General features: G+C 55.4%; 22 protein-coding genes. 14 read left to right on the top strand and 8 right to left on the bottom strand.

Annotation, left to right across the window (positions count from 1 at the left end; all coding sequences use genetic code 11):
- Positions 1 to 86 precede the first annotated feature (86 nt).
- From catA to MXM41_RS00945, 3 genes are all read right to left on the bottom strand, one after another.
- Positions 87 to 764, bottom strand: coding sequence for a type A chloramphenicol O-acetyltransferase (catA, locus tag MXM41_RS00955; RefSeq protein ID WP_325929349.1), 678 nt, complete (start codon positions 762 to 764; stop codon positions 87 to 89).
- A gap of 178 nt (positions 765 to 942) precedes the next feature.
- The gene (locus tag MXM41_RS00950; protein WP_325929348.1) at positions 943 to 1,398 is read right to left on the bottom strand and encodes a hypothetical protein; all 456 of its coding nucleotides are present in this window, start codon (positions 1,396 to 1,398) and stop codon (positions 943 to 945) included.
- A gap of 348 nt (positions 1,399 to 1,746) precedes the next feature.
- A complete protein-coding gene (locus tag MXM41_RS00945) occupies positions 1,747 to 2,631 on the bottom strand; it encodes a LysR family transcriptional regulator (RefSeq protein WP_325929346.1) in 885 nt (294 codons plus the stop codon).
- Positions 2,632 to 2,748: 117 nt separating this feature from the next.
- Between MXM41_RS00945 and MXM41_RS00940 the strand changes: the two genes are divergently transcribed.
- Together MXM41_RS00940 and MXM41_RS00935 are read left to right on the top strand one after the other, a co-directional pair.
- On the top strand, positions 2,749 to 3,882 hold the full coding sequence (locus tag MXM41_RS00940; RefSeq protein WP_325929345.1) for an alpha/beta hydrolase: 1,134 nt from the start codon (positions 2,749 to 2,751) through the stop codon (positions 3,880 to 3,882).
- Between the two features lie 59 nt (positions 3,883 to 3,941).
- Positions 3,942 to 5,117: an MFS transporter gene (locus tag MXM41_RS00935; RefSeq protein WP_325929344.1), complete on the top strand. Its 1,176-nt coding sequence runs from the start codon at positions 3,942 to 3,944 to the stop codon at positions 5,115 to 5,117.
- 41 nt (positions 5,118 to 5,158) lie between these two features.
- Here MXM41_RS00935 and MXM41_RS00930 read toward each other — a convergent pair whose 3' ends face one another.
- Entirely contained in the window at positions 5,159 to 6,256 is a 1,098-nt protein-coding gene (locus MXM41_RS00930) for an NADH:flavin oxidoreductase (RefSeq protein WP_325929343.1), read from the bottom strand.
- Between the two features lie 153 nt (positions 6,257 to 6,409).
- Here MXM41_RS00930 and MXM41_RS00925 point away from each other — a divergent pair, with 153 nt between their 5' ends.
- Positions 6,410 to 7,297 carry a LysR family transcriptional regulator gene (locus tag MXM41_RS00925; RefSeq protein ID WP_325929342.1) on the top strand — a complete coding sequence of 296 codons (888 nt, stop codon included), beginning with the start codon at positions 6,410 to 6,412 and terminating at the stop codon, positions 7,295 to 7,297.
- 26 nt (positions 7,298 to 7,323) lie between these two features.
- Here MXM41_RS00925 and MXM41_RS00920 read toward each other — a convergent pair whose 3' ends face one another.
- Positions 7,324 to 7,824: an Lrp/AsnC family transcriptional regulator gene (locus tag MXM41_RS00920; protein WP_325929341.1), complete on the bottom strand. Its 501-nt coding sequence runs from the start codon at positions 7,822 to 7,824 to the stop codon at positions 7,324 to 7,326.
- 83 nt (positions 7,825 to 7,907) lie between these two features.
- On the opposite strand from MXM41_RS00920, the gene MXM41_RS00915 reads away from it, so the two are divergent.
- On the top strand, positions 7,908 to 9,140 hold the full coding sequence (locus MXM41_RS00915) for an MFS transporter (protein ID WP_325929340.1): 1,233 nt from the start codon (positions 7,908 to 7,910) through the stop codon (positions 9,138 to 9,140).
- Here the strand turns inward: MXM41_RS00915 and MXM41_RS00910 are convergent.
- Positions 9,132 to 10,082 carry a GlxA family transcriptional regulator gene (locus tag MXM41_RS00910; protein ID WP_325929339.1) on the bottom strand — a complete coding sequence of 317 codons (951 nt, stop codon included), beginning with the start codon at positions 10,080 to 10,082 and terminating at the stop codon, positions 9,132 to 9,134. The genes MXM41_RS00915 and MXM41_RS00910 overlap by 9 nt on opposite strands.
- A gap of 280 nt (positions 10,083 to 10,362) precedes the next feature.
- Between MXM41_RS00910 and MXM41_RS00905 the strand changes: the two genes are divergently transcribed.
- From MXM41_RS00905 to rclA, 4 genes are all read left to right on the top strand, one after another.
- Positions 10,363 to 11,172, top strand: coding sequence for an SDR family oxidoreductase (locus MXM41_RS00905; protein WP_325929338.1), 810 nt, complete (start codon positions 10,363 to 10,365; stop codon positions 11,170 to 11,172).
- Positions 11,173 to 11,243: 71 nt separating this feature from the next.
- A complete protein-coding gene (locus MXM41_RS00900; protein ID WP_325929337.1) occupies positions 11,244 to 12,266 on the top strand; it encodes an alpha/beta hydrolase in 1,023 nt (340 codons plus the stop codon).
- 82 nt (positions 12,267 to 12,348) lie between these two features.
- Positions 12,349 to 13,365: an NAD(P)-dependent alcohol dehydrogenase gene (locus tag MXM41_RS00895; RefSeq protein ID WP_325929336.1), complete on the top strand. Its 1,017-nt coding sequence runs from the start codon at positions 12,349 to 12,351 to the stop codon at positions 13,363 to 13,365.
- Between the two features lie 44 nt (positions 13,366 to 13,409).
- On the top strand, positions 13,410 to 14,735 hold the full coding sequence (gene rclA / locus MXM41_RS00890) for a reactive chlorine resistance oxidoreductase RclA (protein WP_325929335.1): 1,326 nt from the start codon (positions 13,410 to 13,412) through the stop codon (positions 14,733 to 14,735).
- Positions 14,736 to 14,773: 38 nt separating this feature from the next.
- Here the strand turns inward: rclA and MXM41_RS00885 are convergent, their stop codons facing one another.
- Both MXM41_RS00885 and MXM41_RS00880 read right to left on the bottom strand, forming a co-directional pair.
- Positions 14,774 to 14,995: a hypothetical protein gene (locus tag MXM41_RS00885; RefSeq protein WP_325929334.1), complete on the bottom strand. Its 222-nt coding sequence runs from the start codon at positions 14,993 to 14,995 to the stop codon at positions 14,774 to 14,776.
- Positions 14,996 to 15,174: 179 nt separating this feature from the next.
- On the bottom strand, positions 15,175 to 15,696 hold the full coding sequence (locus tag MXM41_RS00880; protein ID WP_325929333.1) for a hypothetical protein: 522 nt from the start codon (positions 15,694 to 15,696) through the stop codon (positions 15,175 to 15,177).
- Between the two features lie 150 nt (positions 15,697 to 15,846).
- Between MXM41_RS00880 and MXM41_RS00875 the strand changes: the two genes are divergently transcribed.
- The 6 genes from MXM41_RS00875 to osmV all read left to right on the top strand — a co-directional run bounded on the left by MXM41_RS00875 (position 15,847) and on the right by osmV (position 21,075).
- Entirely contained in the window at positions 15,847 to 16,470 is a 624-nt protein-coding gene (locus MXM41_RS00875) for a glutathione S-transferase family protein (RefSeq protein ID WP_325929332.1), read from the top strand.
- Positions 16,471 to 16,638: 168 nt separating this feature from the next.
- A complete protein-coding gene (locus tag MXM41_RS00870; protein ID WP_325929331.1) occupies positions 16,639 to 17,382 on the top strand; it encodes a YoaK family protein in 744 nt (247 codons plus the stop codon).
- A gap of 259 nt (positions 17,383 to 17,641) precedes the next feature.
- Positions 17,642 to 18,352, top strand: coding sequence for an osmoprotectant ABC transporter permease OsmY (gene osmY, locus MXM41_RS00865; protein WP_325929329.1), 711 nt, complete (start codon positions 17,642 to 17,644; stop codon positions 18,350 to 18,352).
- An 18-nt stretch (positions 18,353 to 18,370) separates the two neighbouring features.
- Entirely contained in the window at positions 18,371 to 19,270 is a 900-nt protein-coding gene (gene osmX, locus MXM41_RS00860) for an osmoprotectant ABC transporter substrate-binding protein OsmX (protein WP_325929328.1), read from the top strand.
- Between the two features lie 9 nt (positions 19,271 to 19,279).
- A complete protein-coding gene (gene osmW, locus MXM41_RS00855) occupies positions 19,280 to 19,927 on the top strand; it encodes an osmoprotectant ABC transporter permease OsmW (RefSeq protein WP_325929327.1) in 648 nt (215 codons plus the stop codon).
- Entirely contained in the window at positions 19,927 to 21,075 is a 1,149-nt protein-coding gene (gene osmV, locus MXM41_RS00850; RefSeq protein ID WP_325929326.1) for an osmoprotectant ABC transporter ATP-binding protein OsmV, read from the top strand. Before osmW ends, osmV begins: the two co-directional genes overlap by 1 nt.
- The last annotated feature ends 81 nt before the right edge of the window (positions 21,076 to 21,156 follow it).

Here is a 21,156-nt window from a genome sequence, read left to right as displayed (position 1 = left end):
GCTTCGGCGGGTTTTTTATCCACTAACGTATACCTCAGCCGACTATGCTATATCTTTTTATTAGCTCAGAGGAGAAATGAATCTAGTTAGGCATTATGTTCCTCTGCATGGTGCGGTAAGTCATTACACAGCGCCTGAAACTCGTTGAACATCCTTGCCACATGGAAACCGTCGCACACGGAGTGATGTACCTGAACGGCGAGAGGTAATAATATTTTTCCCTCCTGGGCGTAGTATTTCCCAAAGGTGAACATAGGAGAAAAAAAGTTCTTCATGTGGGCCACGTTCATATTGAAATTGGTAAAAGTTACCCAGGGAATAGAGGAGACGAAAAATATGTTTTCCGGCGACTCTCCCTTAGGCCAGTAAGCAAGGTTATTACCGTAGCGGGCAGCGTCTTCTGAATAAACCTTCTGGAAGCGTTCAATATTGTCATCACAGGGACTCCATAATGATGAAAAAGTCTCCGTTTCATTATGGAAAATAGTATAGCTGGGATGAACTTCATTCCATACGACAAGCTCATTGTTCTTGACGGCCATACGGAATTCAGCATGCCTGTTAACAACTTTAGTAAGCAGGAAAATTATCGTCGGGTAAAACTTCCAGCCGACTTCTTTTATATGTTTTCGCAGCGCGGTAATGTCTATCAGAACAGTTTGGTTAATTGTGCATTCAGCAAACGACTGAAATACTTGAAAATGCTCCTTCCTTGGCCAACCAGATAAGTCAACAACTGAATATTCAGGATTTATTTTTGTCATTTTTTAACCTTTCATCAGGAATTAAATATCAGGTGTTAGCCTAATCTTTTTCATAAATTAAGCAAGCCTGGGGGGCCCCGAATCGTTTGGCCGCGCACGCGTTGGTGGAAGTTGTGCATCCCTTATTCGCGTAAATAACGCAAAGGGGCTCAGCGCCCCTTAATGACATTGCCTGCAATCAGTGCGCCGTAATACAGGGCTCCTTCACAAACTCGGCCAGCAGCCAGACCAGATCGTGCAGCAGCCCGGTCAGCTCTTTCGCCACGCTGGCAGGTAGTGTCCCCCCCATAATCGCCTGCGTCAGGGCCAGGGCATGGTCCACCTGAATGGCTGTGTCCTGCCAGCAGTCCGGTACGCAGGAAGTAAGTTTTTCCCCCACGATTAATTGCTCAATCAGGTGCGGCGGAAGGTCGGCATCGCAGAGTGTCCGCAGCTGGCGGAGGCTTTGCAGCAGGCGTTCACAGAGTACACCGTGCGTTGCGGTATCTCCGGTTTCCAGCAGCACGCTGACCAGCGCGGCGCTACGATCGGCGGTTTCGAAAAGGTTCGCCTCAGCCGGAACCGGCTGGGCAATAAGTTGCTGAATAACGCTTTCGTCAGACTGGAGGTAAGTCAGGGTTGGGACAGTAGTCATAATAAACATCCTCTACATGTAGTTTGTTAACCACCCCGTAAGTTCCTACGCTCGGGGGGTAGCGCTGACGGAGGTAGGAATACCGCCACATAGAAAACGGCCAGCCTTACGGCTGCTCCGCCAGCGCCACCGTGAGTTTGAAGAGACAGACGCTGCCGCGACATAAATATCGCTATGTAGAATACGGGTTCCTACGCCCGATTGCAGACGTGCCGCAACGCCGTCACTTTACGATCCTGATAACCTTAACGAAAGACTTTGCCCTTAATTACACAGGGTTACTTTAAGGTTTGCGAGGCGCCTTCCAGAAAGGAGCGTGGAAGGCACCTCGCGTGCCCGACCGCAACGCTATATTCTCAGCGTATCGATCACCACTCTCAGGGCGGGCGACACCTTACGATGGGGATAATAAAGGAACAATCCGTCCATACGCAGGCTGTAGCGCTGTAGCACTCTGATCAACAGGCCGCGCTCTAAATCATCCGCCACCAGCTCTACCGGCACGTAGGCCAGCCCCAGACCGAGCCGGGCGGCTTCGGCCTCCATATAGCTGTCGGACAAAGCCCACTGCCCCTCGGGGCGATGCCTGATGCTCTTACCGTCCTGAACGAGTTCCCACTGGTAGAGACTACCGTCGGCAAACTGATAGGCAATGCAGGGGTGAGCGGCTAAATCAGCGGGGGTCTGGGGAAAACCGTAACGGCGGAAATGATCGGGCGTACCCACCACCGCCATCTCCATATCGGGGGTAATACGCGTGGCGATCATCCCCGGCCCAACTTCCGGCCCCAGCCGGACACCGGCATCGAACCGCTCGGCGATGATATCGACGAAGCGGCTCTCGTTCATCAGCTCCAGCCGGATATCCGGGTAGCGCTGTTTAAACACCGCCAGCTTCGGCAGCAGGCATTTATCAATGGCATGCTGGCTGGCATTGATGCGCACCGTACCGGAGGGGGTCTCGCGATAATGCGCGAGGGTAGCAAGCCCGCTATCCAGCGCATCAAAGGCAGATTCTGTCGCCTGGTAGAGTTGCTCCCCCGCCTGGGTCAGGGAGAGCCTGCGGGTGGTGCGCACCAGCAGCTGCACGCCCAGCCTCTCCTCCAGTTCGCGTACCGAGCGGCTGATCCCCGACTGAGCCAGCGCAAGCCGTTGGGCTGCGGCGGTGAAGCTCCCCTCCCGCACCACCTGCATAAACAGATACAGCTCGTTGTAGTTTTCTCGCTTCGCCATTACGCCCCGTCCAATTTATAACAATATGGTATGAATCCTAGCAGCTTTGGCCCCCTAATCAGCACTATTTCTGCTGACTATACTGGCCTCACCACAACACAGCACGGTACCTCTTATATGAAAACGTTCACTGGAAAACTGGCAGCGGCTATACCTGCAATGCTGCTATGCGCATCTTTAAGTGGAGTTACGACAATGAGTTATGCAGAGACCACCAATCCTAACGCCCCCGTATCGATGGTGACAAAATGGGACAAAACCTTTGCCGAGAGCAACAAGGTCGATCACCGAAAGGTGACCTTCCAGACCCGCTATGGCATCACCCTGGTGGGCGATCTCTATCTACCGAAAGACCGTGGAGACCGCAAGCTGGCAGCAATTGCGGTTAGCGGTCCGTTTGGCGCGGTGAAAGAGCAGTCCAGCGGTCTTTACGCGCAGACCCTGGCGGAGAATGGCTTTGTGACTCTGGCCTTCGACCCCTCGTACACCGGTGAAAGCGGCGGCCAGCCGCGTAATGTCGCCTCCCCTGATATCAACACCGAGGACTTTAGCGCGGCAGTGGATTTCCTCGGGTTACAAAAAGAGGTGGATCGTAACCGGATCGGCATCCTCGGCATCTGCGGCTGGGGCGGCATGGCGTTGAATGCCGCCTCTATGGATACCCGCGTGAAAGCGGTCGCCACCAGCGTGATGTATGACATGAGCCGGGCGATGGGCCACGGCGTGGGTGATGGCAAAGATCGTTACTCTGCCGCCGATCGCCATGCCGTGCTGCAGTATCTGAACGAACAGCGCTGGAAGGACGCGGAGAGTGGCACCTTTGCGCATGCCGGGCACGATATTTCTGTCGAGAACGGCAAAGCGACCGCGGCTGAGCGCATTCTGCCGGAGGCATTACCGGCGGACCCGCATCCGGTGCTGAAGGAGTTCTTTGATTACTACCGGATGCCGCGTGGTTTCCATGAGCGTTCCGTGAACTCTACCGGCGCCTGGACTGCGACCATGCCGTTGTCGTTTATGAATATGCCGCTGCTGAGTTACGCCAGCGAAATCACTATTCCGACGCTCATCGTCACCGGTGAAAAGGCGCATTCACGCTACTTTGCTGAAGACGCGTTCAAAGCCGTCGGCAGTAAACAAAAAGAGCTGGTGGTGGTGCCAGGCGCCAACCACGTGGACTTATACGACAACGCTGCCGGTAAGATCCCCTTTGCTCAGTTTGAGCAGTTCTTTAAAACCAGCCTGAAATAACCCCCGAGGCCGCCCGTCCCTGACGGGTGGCTTTACGTCTCCCCTTCGTGAATCTGAATATGTCTGCACTGAGCCAAACCACACAAAGTAACGAGCGTGCGTACTGGGGCGGTATTTTTGCCATGACCCTGTGCGTCTTTCTCCTGATCGCCTCGGAATTTATGCCGGTCAGCCTGCTTACCCCCATTGCCCACGACCTGGGCGTAACCGAAGGGCTGGCAGGCCAGGGCATTGCCATTTCTGGCGCGCTGGCGGTACTGACCAGCCTGAGCCTCGCTCAGCTTGCCGGGCGGATCAACCGTAAAACGCTCCTGCTGGGCATGACGACACTGATGGCGGTGTCGGGGCTCGTTATCGCCCTCGCCTCCAGCTACCTGGTCTACATGGCCGGGCGGGCCCTGATTGGGATCGCGATCGGCGGGTTCTGGTCGCTGTCTGCGGCAACGGCCATGCGCCTTGTGCCGCCGCATCGGGTCTCCCGCGCGCTGGCGATTTTCAACGGCGGAAACGCGCTGGCGACGGTGGTGGCCGCCCCGCTCGGCAGCTATCTCGGAGCAACCATCGGCTGGCGCGGCGCCTTCCTGTGCCTGGTTCCGGTTGCGGTTGTGGCGTTCATCTGGCAATGCATTAGCCTGCCGGGGATGGAGAATAATCAGCCATCGCGCGGGACGGTATTACGGTTATTCCGTCAGCCGGTTATTTCCGTTGGGCTCTTTGCCTGCGGTCTGTTCTTTATGGGGCAGTTTGCATTATTCACTTACGTGCGCCCGTTTCTGGAGAGCGTCACCCACGTGAGCGCCTCCGGCTTATCGCTGACGCTTCTCACCATCGGTATCGCGGGTTTTGTCGGCACGCTGATTATTGCCCCCTTGTTAAATGCGCGATTTTACCTGACGTTAATTGCTATCCCGCTGCTGATGGCCGCCATCGCCGGAATGCTAATCCTGACCGGGCACAGCCTGTGGATCGTCGCCCTGCTGCTGGGATTATGGGGGCTGCTGGCAACGGCAGCGCCAACCGGATGGTGGTCGTGGATTGCCCGTACCCTGCCCGACGATGCAGAGGCCGGCGGCGGGCTGATGGTGGCGGTCATTCAGCTCTCCATTGCCCTGGGCTCCACGATGGGCGGCATGGTATTTGATCGCCTGGGCTGGCAGAGCACCTTTGGCATGAGCAGCATTTTACTGCTGAGCGCGGGGGCGCTGACGTTTTTGACGGCATCTAAAAATAAATAGAATCACGAAAATACCCCGGAACGCGCGCCGGGGCTGGAGGTTCAGAGAGAAAGCTCAGAATCTTTAATATTGGCAATGGGGCCCAGGATCGCACTATCAAATTCGCGTAAGGTTCGGCCTGCGGCAACACGCTCAGGCCAGTCGTGATTTGCCAGCGCGCCGCGCCCAAGGGCAATGAAATCGGCTCCCGTCTCCATGACCTGTATTGCCCGCGCCTCATCGTGGAGACTGCCATTAGCCATAATCGTCAGCTGTGGCGCATATTTACGGGCCAGTTCGACCAGTGAGAGCGGGTTATCAGCAAATGCTGGCTGCCAGGCTTCATACTCCGTCAGGTGCAGATAATCGATACCGGATTGCGCAAGCAGCGAAAATACCACCCGGGCATCGTCTTCCCCGTTAGCCCATTTATGGAAGAAGTCGTTCACTTTTCCCTGAGAGATACGGATCCCGATCGGAGTATCCCTGCCTACCCGATCTCTGACAGACCCGATGACCTCAAGGCTGAGTTGAAGGCGACCAGCGATGTTACCGCCCCAGCGGTCAGATCGCGGGTTGGTGTAATCCGTGAAGAACTGATCGAGGAGATAGCCATTTGCGCCATGGATCTCCACACCATCAAAGCCAGCGTCGAACACGGCATAGGCAGCCGCATCGGCAAAGCTTTTAATAATCTCCTGGATCTCCTCTTCACTGAGTTCACGTGGTACAGGATACTGACCTTCCCCACGATAAAATGACATCTGTTGGCCCGATGGACGCACGGCGCCTGGTGCCACTGTTCCCGTCCTGAAGTAGTTCCCCTGCGACAATGCGCCAGCGTGCTGGATTTGGGCAAAAATACGGCCTTTCTGCTTGTGGACTGCGTCGGTGACGTTGCGCCATCCCGCAATCTGTTCCGGGCTGGTTAAGCCAGCCTGAAAGGCATAGGTCTGTGACCATTTCTTATCAATGTAAATACCTTCTGATATCACCAGGCCGAATCCACCCCGGGCGAAGTCTTCGTAGTAAAACTTCATACGTTCGCTGGCGATACCCTCCTCTGAGGCGGTGACACGGGTCATGGGCGCCACGACCAGACGGTTTTTTAAGACAACCTTTCCAATATGCCCCGGGGTAAAAAGGGATGATCTGTTCATAAGTTACTCCTGATTAATTAAATCGTGAGCGCACTATAATCATTGTTTAACCGGGCTTAAACGGGGCAAAATGATAAGGTTGCATAACGATTATCGTTATAATCCCGATGGCCGATGGATAACATTTGCGCTGATTCTGATACCGGAGCCGCTATGAATTTGCAGGATGTTTCACTCTTTCTCGTTATCACCGAAACGCGCAGTCTGACTCAGGCAGCGAAACAACAGGGCGTTTCCGCCATGGCAGTTTCAAGACGCCTCGCCTCCCTTGAACACGAGCTGGGAACGCGCCTTTTACAGCGAACGACGCGCTCTGTTTCTTTAACTCAGGAAGGAATGGAATTTCTGCCTTACGCCCGGGCGCTTATTGATGCAGAGTCGGGGGCCCGGGCGCTATTCTCTCCCTCAACCCAGGGCGCGGCTGGATTATTGAGGATCACTGCCCCATCAGGATTCGGAAGACGAAATATTTTGCCTCTTGTTTCTGAACTGTTAGCGGACAATCCAAAGCTGAATATTGACCTTCAACTCAGCGAGAATGTAGTTGATATTGTTGGGAAAGGGTTCGATGTTGCCATCCGCATCGCGCCATTAAAAGACTCAACGCTCATCGCCCGCAAAATTACTGATAATCCGCGGATCGTCTGCGCTTCACCCGATTACCTGCAGGCGAATGGCGTACCTCATTTTGTTGAAGATTTACTGAAGCACAGCTGTCTCAGGCTCAGCAGCGTGCCTCAATGGCTGTTTGAACGTGATGGTGACGTTATCAGGATCGGTGTTGATGGGCGTTTCAGCTCCGACAACGTCGAAGGAATAAGAGAACTGTGTTCTCACGGACTGGGCATTGCGCAGCTTACCCGCTGGGATGTCATGAAAGAGCTCCGCGAAGGCACGCTTGTTGAGATTAATTTTTCTGATGTCAGGCCGCAGGCGCTATCGGTCTGGGCCGTACTGCCAACAACACGTTACCTTCCTCTGCGGGTCAGTATGTTTATTGATAAATTAAAGTCATCGCTGATCGCCACCGCTACGGGCTGAAACAGGTCACGGTAGATCCACCCTGTTCAGTCCGGAGACGGCCCCCGCTCAAGGAAGGTGGACAGCGCTATATAGCTGCGCACGGAGCGGACACCTTCCACACTCTGAATTTCCATCAGGAAGTCTTCCAGCGATTCGGTGTCTGCCGCCCTCACCTTAATCAGCACGCAGCCATCGCCCGCAACGGTATGCAGCTCCTCCACCTCTTTGCGGCTGGTGAACTGCAGCAGCGCCCGGGTTGCCTGATAGCTGCTGGTATCAATGACCAGAAACGTCAACAGCGTCCGGCCGAGTTTGCAACCATCCAGTACCGCCACGGTGCCTTTAATCACCCCGTCACGCTTCAGCCGCTTCACCCGGTCGTGCACCGCCGGGGCCGAAAGATGTACGATCTCGCTCAACTCGACGTAACTCCGCCCGGCATCCTCGGCCAGCGCGCTTAATATTTTTCGGTCAATCGCATCCAGTTCCGCAGGTTTATGCCTCATCGGCTTAACACCATCTTTTTCTTTATCAAACTCGCTCATACAGCCTCGATAACAGAATAAAAGTACGAATATACTCGATTCTACTTAATAAAATTAACCATACAACCATTAATGGAGTTGCTATGCCCATCGCACTTTTCGCCCTCGCCGTCGGCGCATTCGGGATCGGTCTCACCGAATTTGTCATCGCCGGGATCCTGCCGCAAATCGCCGCTGAATTTGACGTCACTATTCCCTCAGCCGGGTTGATGGCCACCTCTTACGCGCTGGGGGTTTTTGTCGGTGCGCCACTGATGACCGTGCTCGGAGCGAAAGTGCCGCGCAAAACCATGCTGATCGTGCTGGCAATGGTCTTCACCCTCGGTAACATTTTGACGGCGGTTGCCCCCACGCTGGCGCTGGCGGTCGTGGGCAGAGTGATCACCTCGTTCAATCACGGCGCATTTTTTGGCATTGGCTCAATCATCGCCGCCTCGCTGGTGGCGCCCGGACGCCAGGCCAGCGCCATCGCCTTTATGTTTTCCGGGCTGACGCTGGCGAATCTGCTGGGCGTGCCGGTGGGTACCTGGCTTGCGCAGACCTTTAGCTGGCGACTGGTGTTCTGGATTATCGCCGGGATCGGCCTGCTGACGATGGTCAGTATTGCTCTGCTGGTGCCTCGCATTGAGAAAGGACAAGCCATCGCCCTGAAAACGGAACTGCGCGCCTTTGTTGATCCGCAGGTGCTGCTGGTGATGGGCATCACCGTCTTTGGTCCGGCAGCGTTTTTCACCTCTATTACCTATATCGCGCCGATGATGGTCGAGGAAGCGGGCTTTTCCGCCAGCGGCGTGGCGTGGCTGATGGTGCTGTTTGGTCTTGGGCTGGCCGTCGGAAACGGGATCGGCGGGCGCTTCGCGGACCGTTCGCTGTTTGGCACCCTGTTCATCACCCTTGCGGCGCAGGCCGTGGTTCTGCTGGTCTTTTGGTTCAGCGTGGACAATCAGATTATCGCTGCGGCCTGCGTATTCCTGATGGCAGCGTTTGGGTTTGCTACGGTGTCACCCATTCAGAAACTGGTAATGGATCGCGCCAGTCATGCGGGCGCCCCCACCATGGCAGCCTCAGTCAATATCGGTATGTTTAACCTGGGGAATGCGCTGGGCGCCTGGGCCGGTGGGGCCACCATTGCCGCCGGGTTTGGTCTGGCCTCCCCTAACTGGGCGGGTGCGCTGCTGTCGGTGATAGCCCTTGGGCTGGCGCTGCTGGCGTGGCACAGTGCGCGCAGGGAAAACACAGGAGCAGCCGCCTTTAACCAGGTTCGGTGCGTCGCCGCTGCTACGGAAAGTAGCCGGCATGGCCGAACATCAGGATAGCAACGCGCTCTTGCCTGTACGGAGTGATTGAGGGGGGATACCATATCCGCGCATAAAGACATTGCGCATATGACGCCGGTCCCGGAAGCCAGATTCACGGGCGATTACCTCCAGCGGAAGGCGGCTCTTCTCAATCATCAGCCGTGCAGCCTCAAGCCGTAATCGTTCTATAACGCGCGCCGGGGATTTACCCGTCTCGTTTAAAAACAGGCGATTGAGCTGACGGGCGCTCAAATGTACGGCATGTGCAAGGTGTTCAACGGTCAGCGTTTTGCTCAGATTTTGCCGGACATACTCAATCGCCATCTGCAGGCGGTCGCTTTTAGGAGAGAGCGCCAGCAGTTCCGAATGCTGGCGCTGCCCACCTGTCCGGCGCTGGTTCATGACCATACGGTGCGCGATATTACGTGCGATTTCGGTACCATGATCTTTTTCAACCATGGCCAGGACCATATCAAACCCGGCGGTCATGCCCGCAGACGTCCAGATCCGATCGTCGATAATGTAGATCAGGTCGTCTTCTGTTCTTATGGTCGGGTGCAGAACCTTCAGACTATGCGTATAAGCCCAGTGCGTGGTGGCGCGCTTCTCCTGCAGCAGCCCGGCCTGCGCCAGCACGAAGGCGCCGGTACAAATACCGGCGATACGGCGCGCGCAGCTGGCGTGAGTTTGTAAAAAATGTACCACGCCCGCTGTGGCGGGTAAGGTCACGGGCGTCAGTACGCCCCCTACAAGCCAGGTATCTACCGGGGTCTCTTCTGACAGAGGCTGGCTGATGACGCTTATTCCGTAAGAAGACGCAACTTCTCCCCCCTTTTCTGAATAGACGGTGCACTGATAGAAGGGTTCGCCTAACACCAGGTTAGCAAACTCAAAAATAGTCAGCGTCGATAACGCCAGGGACTGAAACTGTTCGGTAATAAGGAGCCCGACCCGATGCATGTAATTAATCCTCTATCAGTAACGTCTTAATAACCCTTATCAATTGCGGGTTAATAGCACCTCTGTGTCGACGCCGGTTGTCATTATTTTCTTACGCAAAAGATTTACCAAAAAAATGAATCATCAGGCAAGACGTTAATTTTTGACATCCAACCGGCGTTTGTCCGATTTATCAACGCACCTTCAACGATGTCCGAAATCGTGCCCCTTTACGTCATTTTCTCTCTGGCGACTTCACGTAATCTCAATGCATCCCATACACCCTATCGAGGTTAATTAAATGAGTGATTCAGCGAAAGGAACGGCAGTCGTCACGGGCGCATCAACCGGAATGGGCGCGCTGTATGCAGCCCGGCTTGCAAGAATGGGTTACGACCTGATCATTGTTGCCCGCAATCATAACCGGCTTAATCAGATGGCAAGCCATATCACCGCCGACAGCGCCCGTAACGTGGAGGTTATGGCGGCCGACCTGAACGATACTCAGCAACTGGCGGCCCTTGAGGAGCGGCTTCGCAGTGACGCGAGCATCACGCTGCTGGTGAATAACGCCGGAATGGGCACGCATACTCAGCTCGTTGACAGTAACGTTGAGCAGATGACCAGCATGATCAACCTGAACGTTGTCGCCCTTACCCGGCTGACCTACGCGGTGGTGCCGGGCTTCGTTAAGCGTGGCCGGGGAGCCATCATCAATATTGCCTCTATCGTAGGTATCGCACCTGAAGTGCTGAATGGCGTGTACGGCGGCAGTAAAGCCTATGTCCTGGCATTCACCCGCTCTCTTCATCGTGAATTAGCCGACAAAGGTATTCAGGTTCAGGCCGTACTGCCCGGCGCAACAGCCACGCCGTTCTGGGATAACGGCGGCCTGCCGCTGAGTCAGCTCGATCCGGGCATCGTGATGCAGGCAGAAGAGATGGTTAATGCGGCGCTGGTCGGGTTTCAGCGGGGTGAGCTTATTACCATCCCGTCGCTGCATGACGAAAGCCGTCTCCAGCAGTGGGAGCAGGCCCGTCAGGCGATCATGGCCGACTTTTCTCACAACGTGCCGGCGGCGCGCTATCGCGCCTCCTCTTCTCAGGGGTAATGCCAAAGGAAACAGAGTTACCAACAGGTTTCATCGGAAATTCACCTTCAACCTTTAACTCAGGAAAAATAATGAAAACGAAACTGAGCGTCAGTGCCTTGTTATTAGCGACGCAGATCACCGCCGCATCGGGCGCCCCCGTGCAGAACAGACCGGAGCCTACTGAGGGGGTTGCGGCATTTCTCAAGGTGCTGAACAGCAGCGGCGGAAAACCGATGGAAGCCCTGACCCCGCAGGAAGCGCGTCAGGTACTGGTTTCAGCCCAGCAAGGCGCAAAACTTCCTCCGGCGCAGGTCAGCGAAAAAACGATTACCGTTCTGGGCAAGCCCCTGACTCTGACGGTGGTCAAACCTGAACATGCCGCGGGGCAAACGCTGCCGGTGTTTATGTTCTTTCACGGGGGTGGCTGGGTGCTGGGAGACTATCCAACACACGAGCGGCTGGTCCGGGATATGGTAAACGCTTCGGGCGCGGCGGCTGTTTTCGTCAATTACGATCCATCGCCTGAATCGCACTATCCTGTTGCCATCACGCAGGCTTATGAGGCCACGAAATGGGTGGCTGAACACGGCGCAGAAATCGGAGTTGACGGAAAACGCCTGGCGCTAGCTGGAAATAGCGTCGGTGGCAATATGGTCGCTGCCGTCGCGCTGCAGGCAAAACAATTTAACACCCCAGCGATTCGTTATAACGTCATGCTGTGGCCGGTAACGGACGCGCACTTCGAAACCGCCTCCTATAATGAGTTCGCTGAAGGTTATTTTCTTACCCGGAACATGATGAAGTGGTTCTGGAACAACTACACCACTTCCGAAAAAGACCGAAGCTCTATTCTGGCCTCGCCTTTACGCGCGACGATTGAAGAACTCCAGGGGCTGCCGCCCACCCTTATTCAGACCGCAGAGCTGGACGTGCTGCGTGACGAAGGTGAAGCATTCGGACGCAGGCTCGATAAGGCTGGCGTGCCGGTTACCGTCACGCGCTATAACGGTTTAATCCATGACTATGGTCTGTTAAACGCCCTGAGCGAGGAGCCTGCAGTAAGAACGGCAATCAACCAGGCGGCCTCCCAGCTCAGAAGCCATCTGCAGTAACCCCGGCGGCCAGCCTGGAATGCTGGCCTTCATTAATGACCATGACGGTTGCTGAACCGTCTTTCACCCGGAGCGATAACCCATGAAGGCAATAGTGCTGAATTCCCCCGGTGGACTCGATCACATTGCGTTGAAAGATCTGCCAGACCCCGGACAACCTGGCCCCGGTCAGATTCGCGTGGCCATCCATGCCACATCTTTAAACTTCCACGACTTACTCGTCGCCAGCGGAAAAGTTCCGACCGCCGATCGGCGCATCCTGATGGCTGACGGCGCAGGTGTGGTTGAAGCGACTGGCGAGGGTGTCACTGAGTTCAGGCCCGGCGACAGGGTTGTATCCACCTTTTTCCCCCAGTGGACAGAGGGGACAGCCATGGAGGCCGTCGGTGATTTCGGGCAGACGCCCGGGGATGGGGCCGAGGGGTTTGCCGCGGAATACGTTGTTCGTCCTGCCTCGCATTTCACCCTTGCGCCTGCCGGCTGGAGTCACGCTGAAGCCGCCACGCTCACCACCTCTGGTCTGACGGCATGGCGCGCGCTGGTGGTGGATGCAGGATTAAAGGCGGGCGATACGGTTTTGACCCTCGGGACCGGCGGGGTCTCCATTACGGCCCTGCAGATAGCGAAAAGTATGGGGGCGAACGTGATTGTCACCTCCTCTTCTGATGAAAAGCTGGCGCGGGTGAAAGCGCTGGGCGCCGATCACGTTATCAATTACCGCTCAACGCCGCAGTGGGGTGAAAAGGTCCAGGAGATCACCGGTGGCCGAGGGGCGGATGTGGTCATTGAGCTCGGCGGGCCGGGAACGCTGGCGCAGTCGATACAAGCGGTACGTATTGGCGGCCATATTGCCTTGATTGGCGTCCTGACGGGTATGGAAGGCGTTGTCCCCACCGCCGCGCTGATGGCGAAACAGGCTCGTCTCCAGGGGCTGGTGGTCGGCAGCAATCGTATGCAGCAGGAGTTTGTCAGAGCGCTGAATCAGACCGGGATCCGCCCCGTCATCTCCGACAGGTTTGAAGGGCTGGCCTCTGTCAGCGAAGCATTCAGCCACCTTGCGGGCGGAAAGCACTTCGGGAAAATCACAGTTGAATGGTAAGTGAAGGCGGGCACCGTTTTAACGCCTCTACAGCGGAGAACACCATGAACCATTATCAGGCGGCCATTATTGGCTTTGGCAAAGCAGGCAAAACGCTGGCAGCGGCGCTGGGCCGCGCGGGCTGGCGTGTGGCGATTGTTGAAAAATCGAAAACCATGTATGGCGGCACCTGCATTAACATCGGCTGTATACCCACTAAGGCGCTGGTCCATGATGCGCAAACGGCCACTGACTTCAGTGAAGCCGCGCAGCGTAAAGCGTCAGTGGTTGAATTCCTGCGGGAAAAAAACTATCTCAATCTGGCTACTCTGGAGACAGTTGACGTTATTGACGGGCAGGCGGAATTCCTCGATCCCCATAGGTTAAAAATCACCTCACAGGAGGAGATCCGCACACTCAGCGCAGACCGCATATTCATTAATACCGGCGCTGAAGCCCGTTTTCCGGAAATTGAGGGTCTGATCGCCGGGCCGCGCATTGTTGACAGCACCGGCATCCTGGATTTGACCCGCCTGCCTGAACGTCTGGGTATTCTTGGTGGCGGCTATATCGGCGTCGAGTTCGCCTCCATGTTTGCCCGGTTTGGTAGCAAGGTCACCCTCTTTGAAACTGCACCAAAATTTCTGGCCCGTGAAGATGATGATATCAGCGCGGCCGTCGCCACTATCCTGCAGGATCAGGGTGTAACCATAGAGCTGAACGCGTCAGTGCAGTCCGTTACCAGCAGCAGAGACAGCGTGACCCTGCACACCCCGCAGGGGGATCGTCCGATGGATGTCCTGCTGGTCGCCACCGGACGCCGCCCGGCAACCGGGGAGCTGAAGCTGGAAAATGCCGGGGTGTTAACGGACGCGCGTGGCGCCATCCGGGTTGATAAGAGACTAAAAACCTCGACAGACCACATCTGGGCGATGGGCGATGTCACTGGCGGGCCGCAGTTTACCTATGTCTCCCTCGATGATTACCGCATTGTGCACGATCAGCTGTTGGGTAAGGATAGGCGTACCACGGATGATCGGGTGAACATCCCTTATTCGGTATTTATGACCCCAACGCTGTCCCGCATCGGCTTAACGGAAGCACAGGCGCGGGAGCTGGGGAAAAATATCCAGGTGGTCTCACTGCCGGTGGCGGCTATTCCGCGCGCGCGCGTTATCAACGATACCCGGGGGATGCTGAAGGCCGTGGTCGATAATGACACTCAGCAGATACTGGGCGTATCGTTACTGGCCGCAGATTCGCATGAAGTGATCAATATTGTAAAAACGGTCATGGATGCCGGGCTGCCATACAGGGTGCTGCGGGATCAGATCTTTACCCACCCCACCATGAGCGAATCGTTAAACGATCTGTTTGCTCTGGTGAAATAGGCTTTATCACTCAGACAGGCTGACCTGACGTTATTGAGTCAGCCTGCTTTGTACGCCACCCACTCGCGCCAGACATTTTCAGGATTGATATCGCGATAGCCGCGCTCTCTGATCATATCGTTGGCCGCCTCGTCCGGCAGCCGGATAGCCGTAGCGCCATCGCGGATCGTCTCGACCTCTTCCCGGGTTAATTCCCGCCCCATCTCCTGCTCTTTATCAATCAGGACCACGATTAAAGCGGGCACAAAAACAATCTTCATTCTGATAATTTCCTGAGATCTTTGTCTGGCACTTTATCACTGACTGTTTTGTTATAGTGCCTGAATCGTGAATTTTCATCAGGACGGGAGCTTCTGACGCTACAAATCCCGCAAACCGCTCTGGCCGATGCAGCGCTGCCCAGTCTGGAGAAAACGACGTGGAAAACTAAACAGCCTGACTATCTGAGCGCTGTTCTCAGGTTTTCGTAGACATTCAGCGCCCTGGCTACGTTCTCTTCATCCATCGACATCTCAGAGAAATCGGTGAACAGGGCATCAGAGCTGTGCTTGTTGATGACAAAAAGTTTTTTCCCCTGAACGAGGCGATATTCAATATCGTACTCTTTGCGCGTCAACGACCCTGTATCCGGAACCGTGAATCTGGTTTTCGCTCCCGTATCTTTTGGGTCCCATGCCAGGAATCCGGAATAGAGGCTAATCCAGCTTTCAAGGGTATTTTTGGTGGCATAACCGAACTGGCTTACGACGTTGCCGCCGTTATAGATCACTATCATGGCATATTCGCCATCATCATCCTGCCGTAAGGTTCCATGAAAGGAATCATCATATTTGGGCTCTTTAGGGAGGTTAATATCAATGCCGGTACGGTACTGAGTCCAGGGGTAATAGAAAGCGGGTTTACCGGGCGTGGAACATCCCACAAGCATTAAAGCAAATAACAATCCCGATACTTTTTTCATCATTAATCCTTTTAATACTTCTATTGAATTTCCACTATTACATAAATAATGACTGACCGCATGTCCCCACTCCCCCACCAAATTTTGCCCCAAACTTCCTGCATAACTGCTGTAATGTTCTTATACGCTGATAAAAAGGACACCTGCACCATGCTAAAAATCCTCGGCAAAACCACCTCCATCAACGTGCGCAAAGTGCTCTGGACCTGCGAAGAAGCGGGCCTGGACTATTTGCAGGAAGATTACGGCAGCGGCTTTGCCTCCACCCAAACCTATGAGTTTCGCCAGTTGAACCCGAACGCCATGGTGCCTGTGATAATCGACGATGATTTCGTGCTGTGGGAATCCAACGCTATCTGCCGTTATCTGGTACGTAAAACCGGGCGTGAAGATCTGCTCCCCGTTGAACCGCAGGCCTGCGCCAACGTTGAACGCTGGATGGACTGGCAGGCCTCGGAGTTTAACAACGCCTGGCGGTATGTGGTTCCTGCGCTGGGGCGCAAAAATCCTGACTTCAATGATCCGCATCGTATTGCCGCGGGAATTAAAGAGTGGAACCACTGCGTCGCCATCCTTGAGCAGCAGCTGCAGAAGACCGGCGCCTGGGCGGCGGGGGAGACCTTCACCCTGGCGGATGTGGTGCTGGGATTGTCGGTTAACCGCTGGAAGATGACGCCCTTTGAGCATCCGGAGATGCCCGCCATTGAAGCCTGGTTTGAACGCTTAAACCAGCGCCCGGCATTTTTGCGCCACGGAAATAATGGCATGTTGTGAGCATAACGCGTCGAGGTAAATAAGCACTTTGTTATCAAGGTTAATTTATTTAATTACTTAATCCACAGCCTCCTCCGGTGAATTAATAATTAAGCGCTATCCTGGACAATCGAGCATTTCGCTTTGCTAGCCTGATTATTCAGGCAAAGCTCAAACCGGAGGTATTCTTTGCTGATTAAACTCAAGAAAGCGCGAACCCATCAGGAGGATCGCCGGCTTGCGCTGTGGCTGGCCACCTCCGCAGGACTGCTGAATGCCATTGCGCTGGGGGCATTCGGCTTCTTCCCTTCCCACATGACAGGCAATACCTCACAATTTTCCAGCGAAGTCTCCTCAACGGATCTGAACGATATCATTTTTTTCGCCACCATTATTCTGGCCTTTGTAACAGGGGCAATCATTGCGCGGATAATCGTTTTATGGGGCACCATTCATAATGTGCGGTTAATTTTTTGTCAGGTTTTGTTTATTGAAGGATTACTACTGACCGGTGTATCCCTGTATGAAATTTTTTTTCATACGCTCACGACAAATCGTGAAATTATTGTGTTCCTCTGCGGCCTGATGGGGATCCATAACTCCACCTCAACCCAGCTTTCCGGCGGACGGGTAAGATCCACCCATATTACCGGCACCTTAACCGACGCGGGCATTTCGCTGGCCTCCGTTATGGTGGCGATGCTACGCCGGGATTTTTCCAAAGATACGTCAGCACAGCGAAGCCAGCTTACAACCCATCTCACCACCCTTATTTCGTTTATCAGCGGGGGGATAGCGGGGCTTATTCTGTTCAGAGCGTTTGGCTTTAATACGATGCTGGCGCTGGGGCTGATGCTGGTTTTGGTGGCCCTCTTTTCCATCACCAGTACCTCCCTGCGTGTGCGAAAAGTCCGCACTGCGCTTAGCAAATAACGAACGCCGACCATTCTCTAAGTGACAGTGTCACTTAGAGAATTACTCTTTAAGATAATTCTGCCTGCACCGTACCCAGCCCTTACCCCATAAGGCGTAACCCAGGATTTCCGCTTTTTTCATAGGGTTACGTTTTTCACCGCTTCGCTGGAACCTTTCCCCATACCTTGCTATAGCTGAAATACCCCTGCCAAAACATGGCATAACAACAGGCAACCGATGGTTGCTATAACGCATGCGCACAGGGAGACACACCGCAATGCATCCATTACTCAAACGCTCGCTGCTTTTTGTCGGCGCTATTCTGGTGGTTATCGCCCTCCTCATATGGGGGATCGGGCCTGAGACGATCAAAGCGCGCCAGGTTGACCTGCTCTATCTCGGACAACAGCACCTGATTCTGGTGTTCTCATCTATGTTCTTCGCCCTGCTGGTGGGGATCCCAAGCGGTATTTTACTGAGCCGCCCCGCCGCCCGCGGTATCGCCGAATACGTAATGCAAATCTTTAACGTGGGCAACACCCTGCCACCGCTGGCGGTACTGGCGCTGGCGATGGTGGTAATTGGCATCGGCGATACGCCAGCTATCATCGCCCTGTTCCTCGCCTCGCTGCTGCCGATTGTGCGTAACACCTATGCCGGGTTGTGCTCGGTCCCGGCATCGTTACTGGAAGCGGCAAATGGCATCGGCATGACCAAAGGGCAGCGTCTTCGCCAGGTAGAGTTGCCTAACGCCTGGCCGGTGATGCTCTCCGGCATTCGCATTGCCACCGCCATTAACGTGGGTACCGCACCGCTGGCCTTCCTGATTGGCGCCAGCAGCTACGGCGAGCTGATTTTCCCTGGCATCTACCTGAACGACTTCCCGACCCTGATCCTCGGCGCGGCGGCCACCGCCCTGTTCGCCCTGATCCTGGATACGTTGCTGGCGGCGCTGGGTCGTCTGATGAGCCCGCATCTTGCGCGATAACAATAACAAGGAGCTTGTATGAGACTGTTTACCGGCCTGGCGGCGTTATGTACCGCCGCGCTCTTTACCAGCCAGGCGCTCGCTGCGCCCCTGATCCTGGCGACCAAAAGTTTTACCGAACAGCACATTCTCTCGGCCATGACCGTGCAGTATTTGCAAAAGAAAGGGTTTCAGGTTCAGCCCAAGACCAACATCGCGACCGTGATTTCCCGTAATGCGATGATCAACAAGCAGATTGATATGACCTGGGAGTACACAGGTACGTCGCTAATCATCTTCAACCATATCAACAAACGCATGTCGCCCGAGGAGTCTTACGAGACGGTTAAACGCCTGGACGCGAAGCACGGTCTGGTGTGGCTCAAACCCGCCGACATGAATAACACCTATGCCTTTGCCATGCAGCGCAAGCGCGCCGAAGCGGAGCATATCAACACCATGTCGGAGCTGGTGGCGAAGATTGAGCAGGTGCGCAAAACCGATCCGGATAACAACTGGATGCTGGGCCTCGATCTTGAATTTTCCGGGCGCAGCGACGGCATGAAGCCGCTGCAGGCGGCCTATAACCTGGAGCTGGATCGCCCGCAGATCCGCCAGATGGACCCCGGTCTGGTCTATAACGCCGTGCGCGACGGCTTCGTTGATGCCGGTCTTATCTACACTACCGACGGGCGGGTAAAAGGCTTCGACCTGAAGGTGCTGGAAGACGATAAAGGCTTCTTCCCGAGCTACGCGGTCACCCCGGTGGTACGTAAGGACACGCTGGAGGCTAACCCGGGTCTGGAAGAGGCGCTGAACACCCTCTCCGCCCAGCTCAATAACGACGTTATCACCGAACTGAATAAGAGGGTGGATATCGATCATCAGTCACCGCAGCAGGTCGCCCGTGATTTCCTGCGTAGCAAGCAGCTGCTGTAAGGAGGCGCTATGGATACCGTTCACTACATCATGGATAACTGGGGCTATCTGTTAAGCCTGACGCTACAGCATTTATGGCTGGTGGCTCTGGCCGTGGGCCTTGCCATTATCATCGGCGTACCGCTGGGGATTCTGATCGTGCGCCACAAATGGCTGGCGACGCCGGTGCTGGGAATCGCGACTCTGGTCCTGACCATCCCGTCGATTGCCCTGTTCGGCCTGATGATCCCGCTCTTTTCGCTGATCGGTCAGGGTATTGGCGCCCTGCCGGCCATTACTGCGGTGTTCCTTTACTCGCTGCTGCCGATTGTGCGTAACACCCACACCGCGCTGGACAGCCTGCCACCCGGCCTGCGCGAAGCGGGTCGCGGCATCGGCATGACCTTCTGGCAGCGCCTGCGCTGGGTAGAAATTCCGATGGCGCTGCCGGTAATTTTCGGCGGCATCCGTACCGCAGTGGTGATGAATATCGGCGTCATGGCCATTGCCGCCGTCATCGGCGCGGGCGGGCTTGGCCTGCTGCTGCTTAACGGCATCGGCGGAAGCGATATTCGTATGTTGATTGCGGGCGCGCTGATGATTTGTCTGTTAGCGATTGTGCTCGACTGGTTACTGCACCGCCTGCAGATCGTACTGACTCCAAAGGGGATTCGATAATGATAAAACTGGAAAACCTCACCAAACAATTTTCACAGAAGCACGGCCAGACTTTTAAAGCCGTAGATAACGTTAACCTGAACGTGCCTGAAGGGGAGATGTGCGTCCTGCTCGGCCCGTCCGGCTGCGGTAAAACCACCACCCTGAAGATGATTAACCGTCTGATCGCCCCGAGCAGCGGCACTATTCAGATTAACGGCCAGGACACCAGCGATATGGACACCGTGACCCTGCGCCGCAACATAGGCTACGTGATCCAGCAGATTGGTCTGTTCCCCAACATGACCATCGAAGAGAACATCACCGTGGTGCCACGCATGCTGGGCTGGGATAAAGCCCGCTGTAAAACCCGCGCCGAAGAGCTGATGGATATGGTAGCGATGGATCCGCATAAGTTTCTCAATCGCTATCCGCGCGAAATGTCCGGCGGCCAGCAGCAGCGTATCGGCGTGATCCGCGCCCTGGCGGCGGATCCTCCGGTACTGCTGATGGATGAACCTTTCGGCGCGGTGGACCCGATTAACCGCGAGGTGATCCAGAACCAGTTCCTGGAGATGCAGCGCAAGCTGAAAAAAACGGTAATGCTGGTGAGCCACGACATCGACGAAGCGCTGAAGCTGGGCGACCGTATCGCCGTCTTCCGCCAGGGCCGCATCGTCCAGTGCGCCAGCCCGGATGAACTGCTGGCGAAACCGGCGAATGAGTTTGTCGGCTCGTTTGTCGGCCAGGACCGCACCCTGAAGCGTCTGCTGCTGGTTTCCGCAGGGGATGTCACCGATCGGCAACCGACCATTACCGTGCGCCCCGCCACCCCGCTACCGGAGGCATTCGCCATTATGGATGATAACGATATTCGCGCCATCACCGTGGTGGATGAAGAGGGTAAGCCGCTGGGCTTCGTTAAGCGCCGGGAAGCACGTAATGCCAGCGGCAGCTGCGCGGATCTGCTCCACGCCTTCCGCATGACCGGTAAAGCGGAGGATAACCTGCGCGTGGTGCTTTCGCGTCTGTATGAGAGCAATACCAGCTGGATGCCGATTGTCGATGAGGACGGACGCTATAACGGCGAAATTTCCCAGGACTATATCGCAGAATACTTAAGTTCCGGGCGCACGCGCCGGGCACTGAATATTCACAGCGAGAGTTAATCTACAGAGCCGGGCCACGCCCGGCTATTCGCATTGCTAACCCCGCGTTTTCCCGCCAGAATATTGTATCTCTCCCATTTA

Source organism: Leclercia adecarboxylata (assembly GCF_035787115.1).
Classification (GTDB): Bacteria; Pseudomonadota; Gammaproteobacteria; order Enterobacterales; family Enterobacteriaceae; genus Enterobacter; species Enterobacter adecarboxylatus_E.
This window is presented reverse-complemented; position numbering and strand designations above follow the sequence as displayed.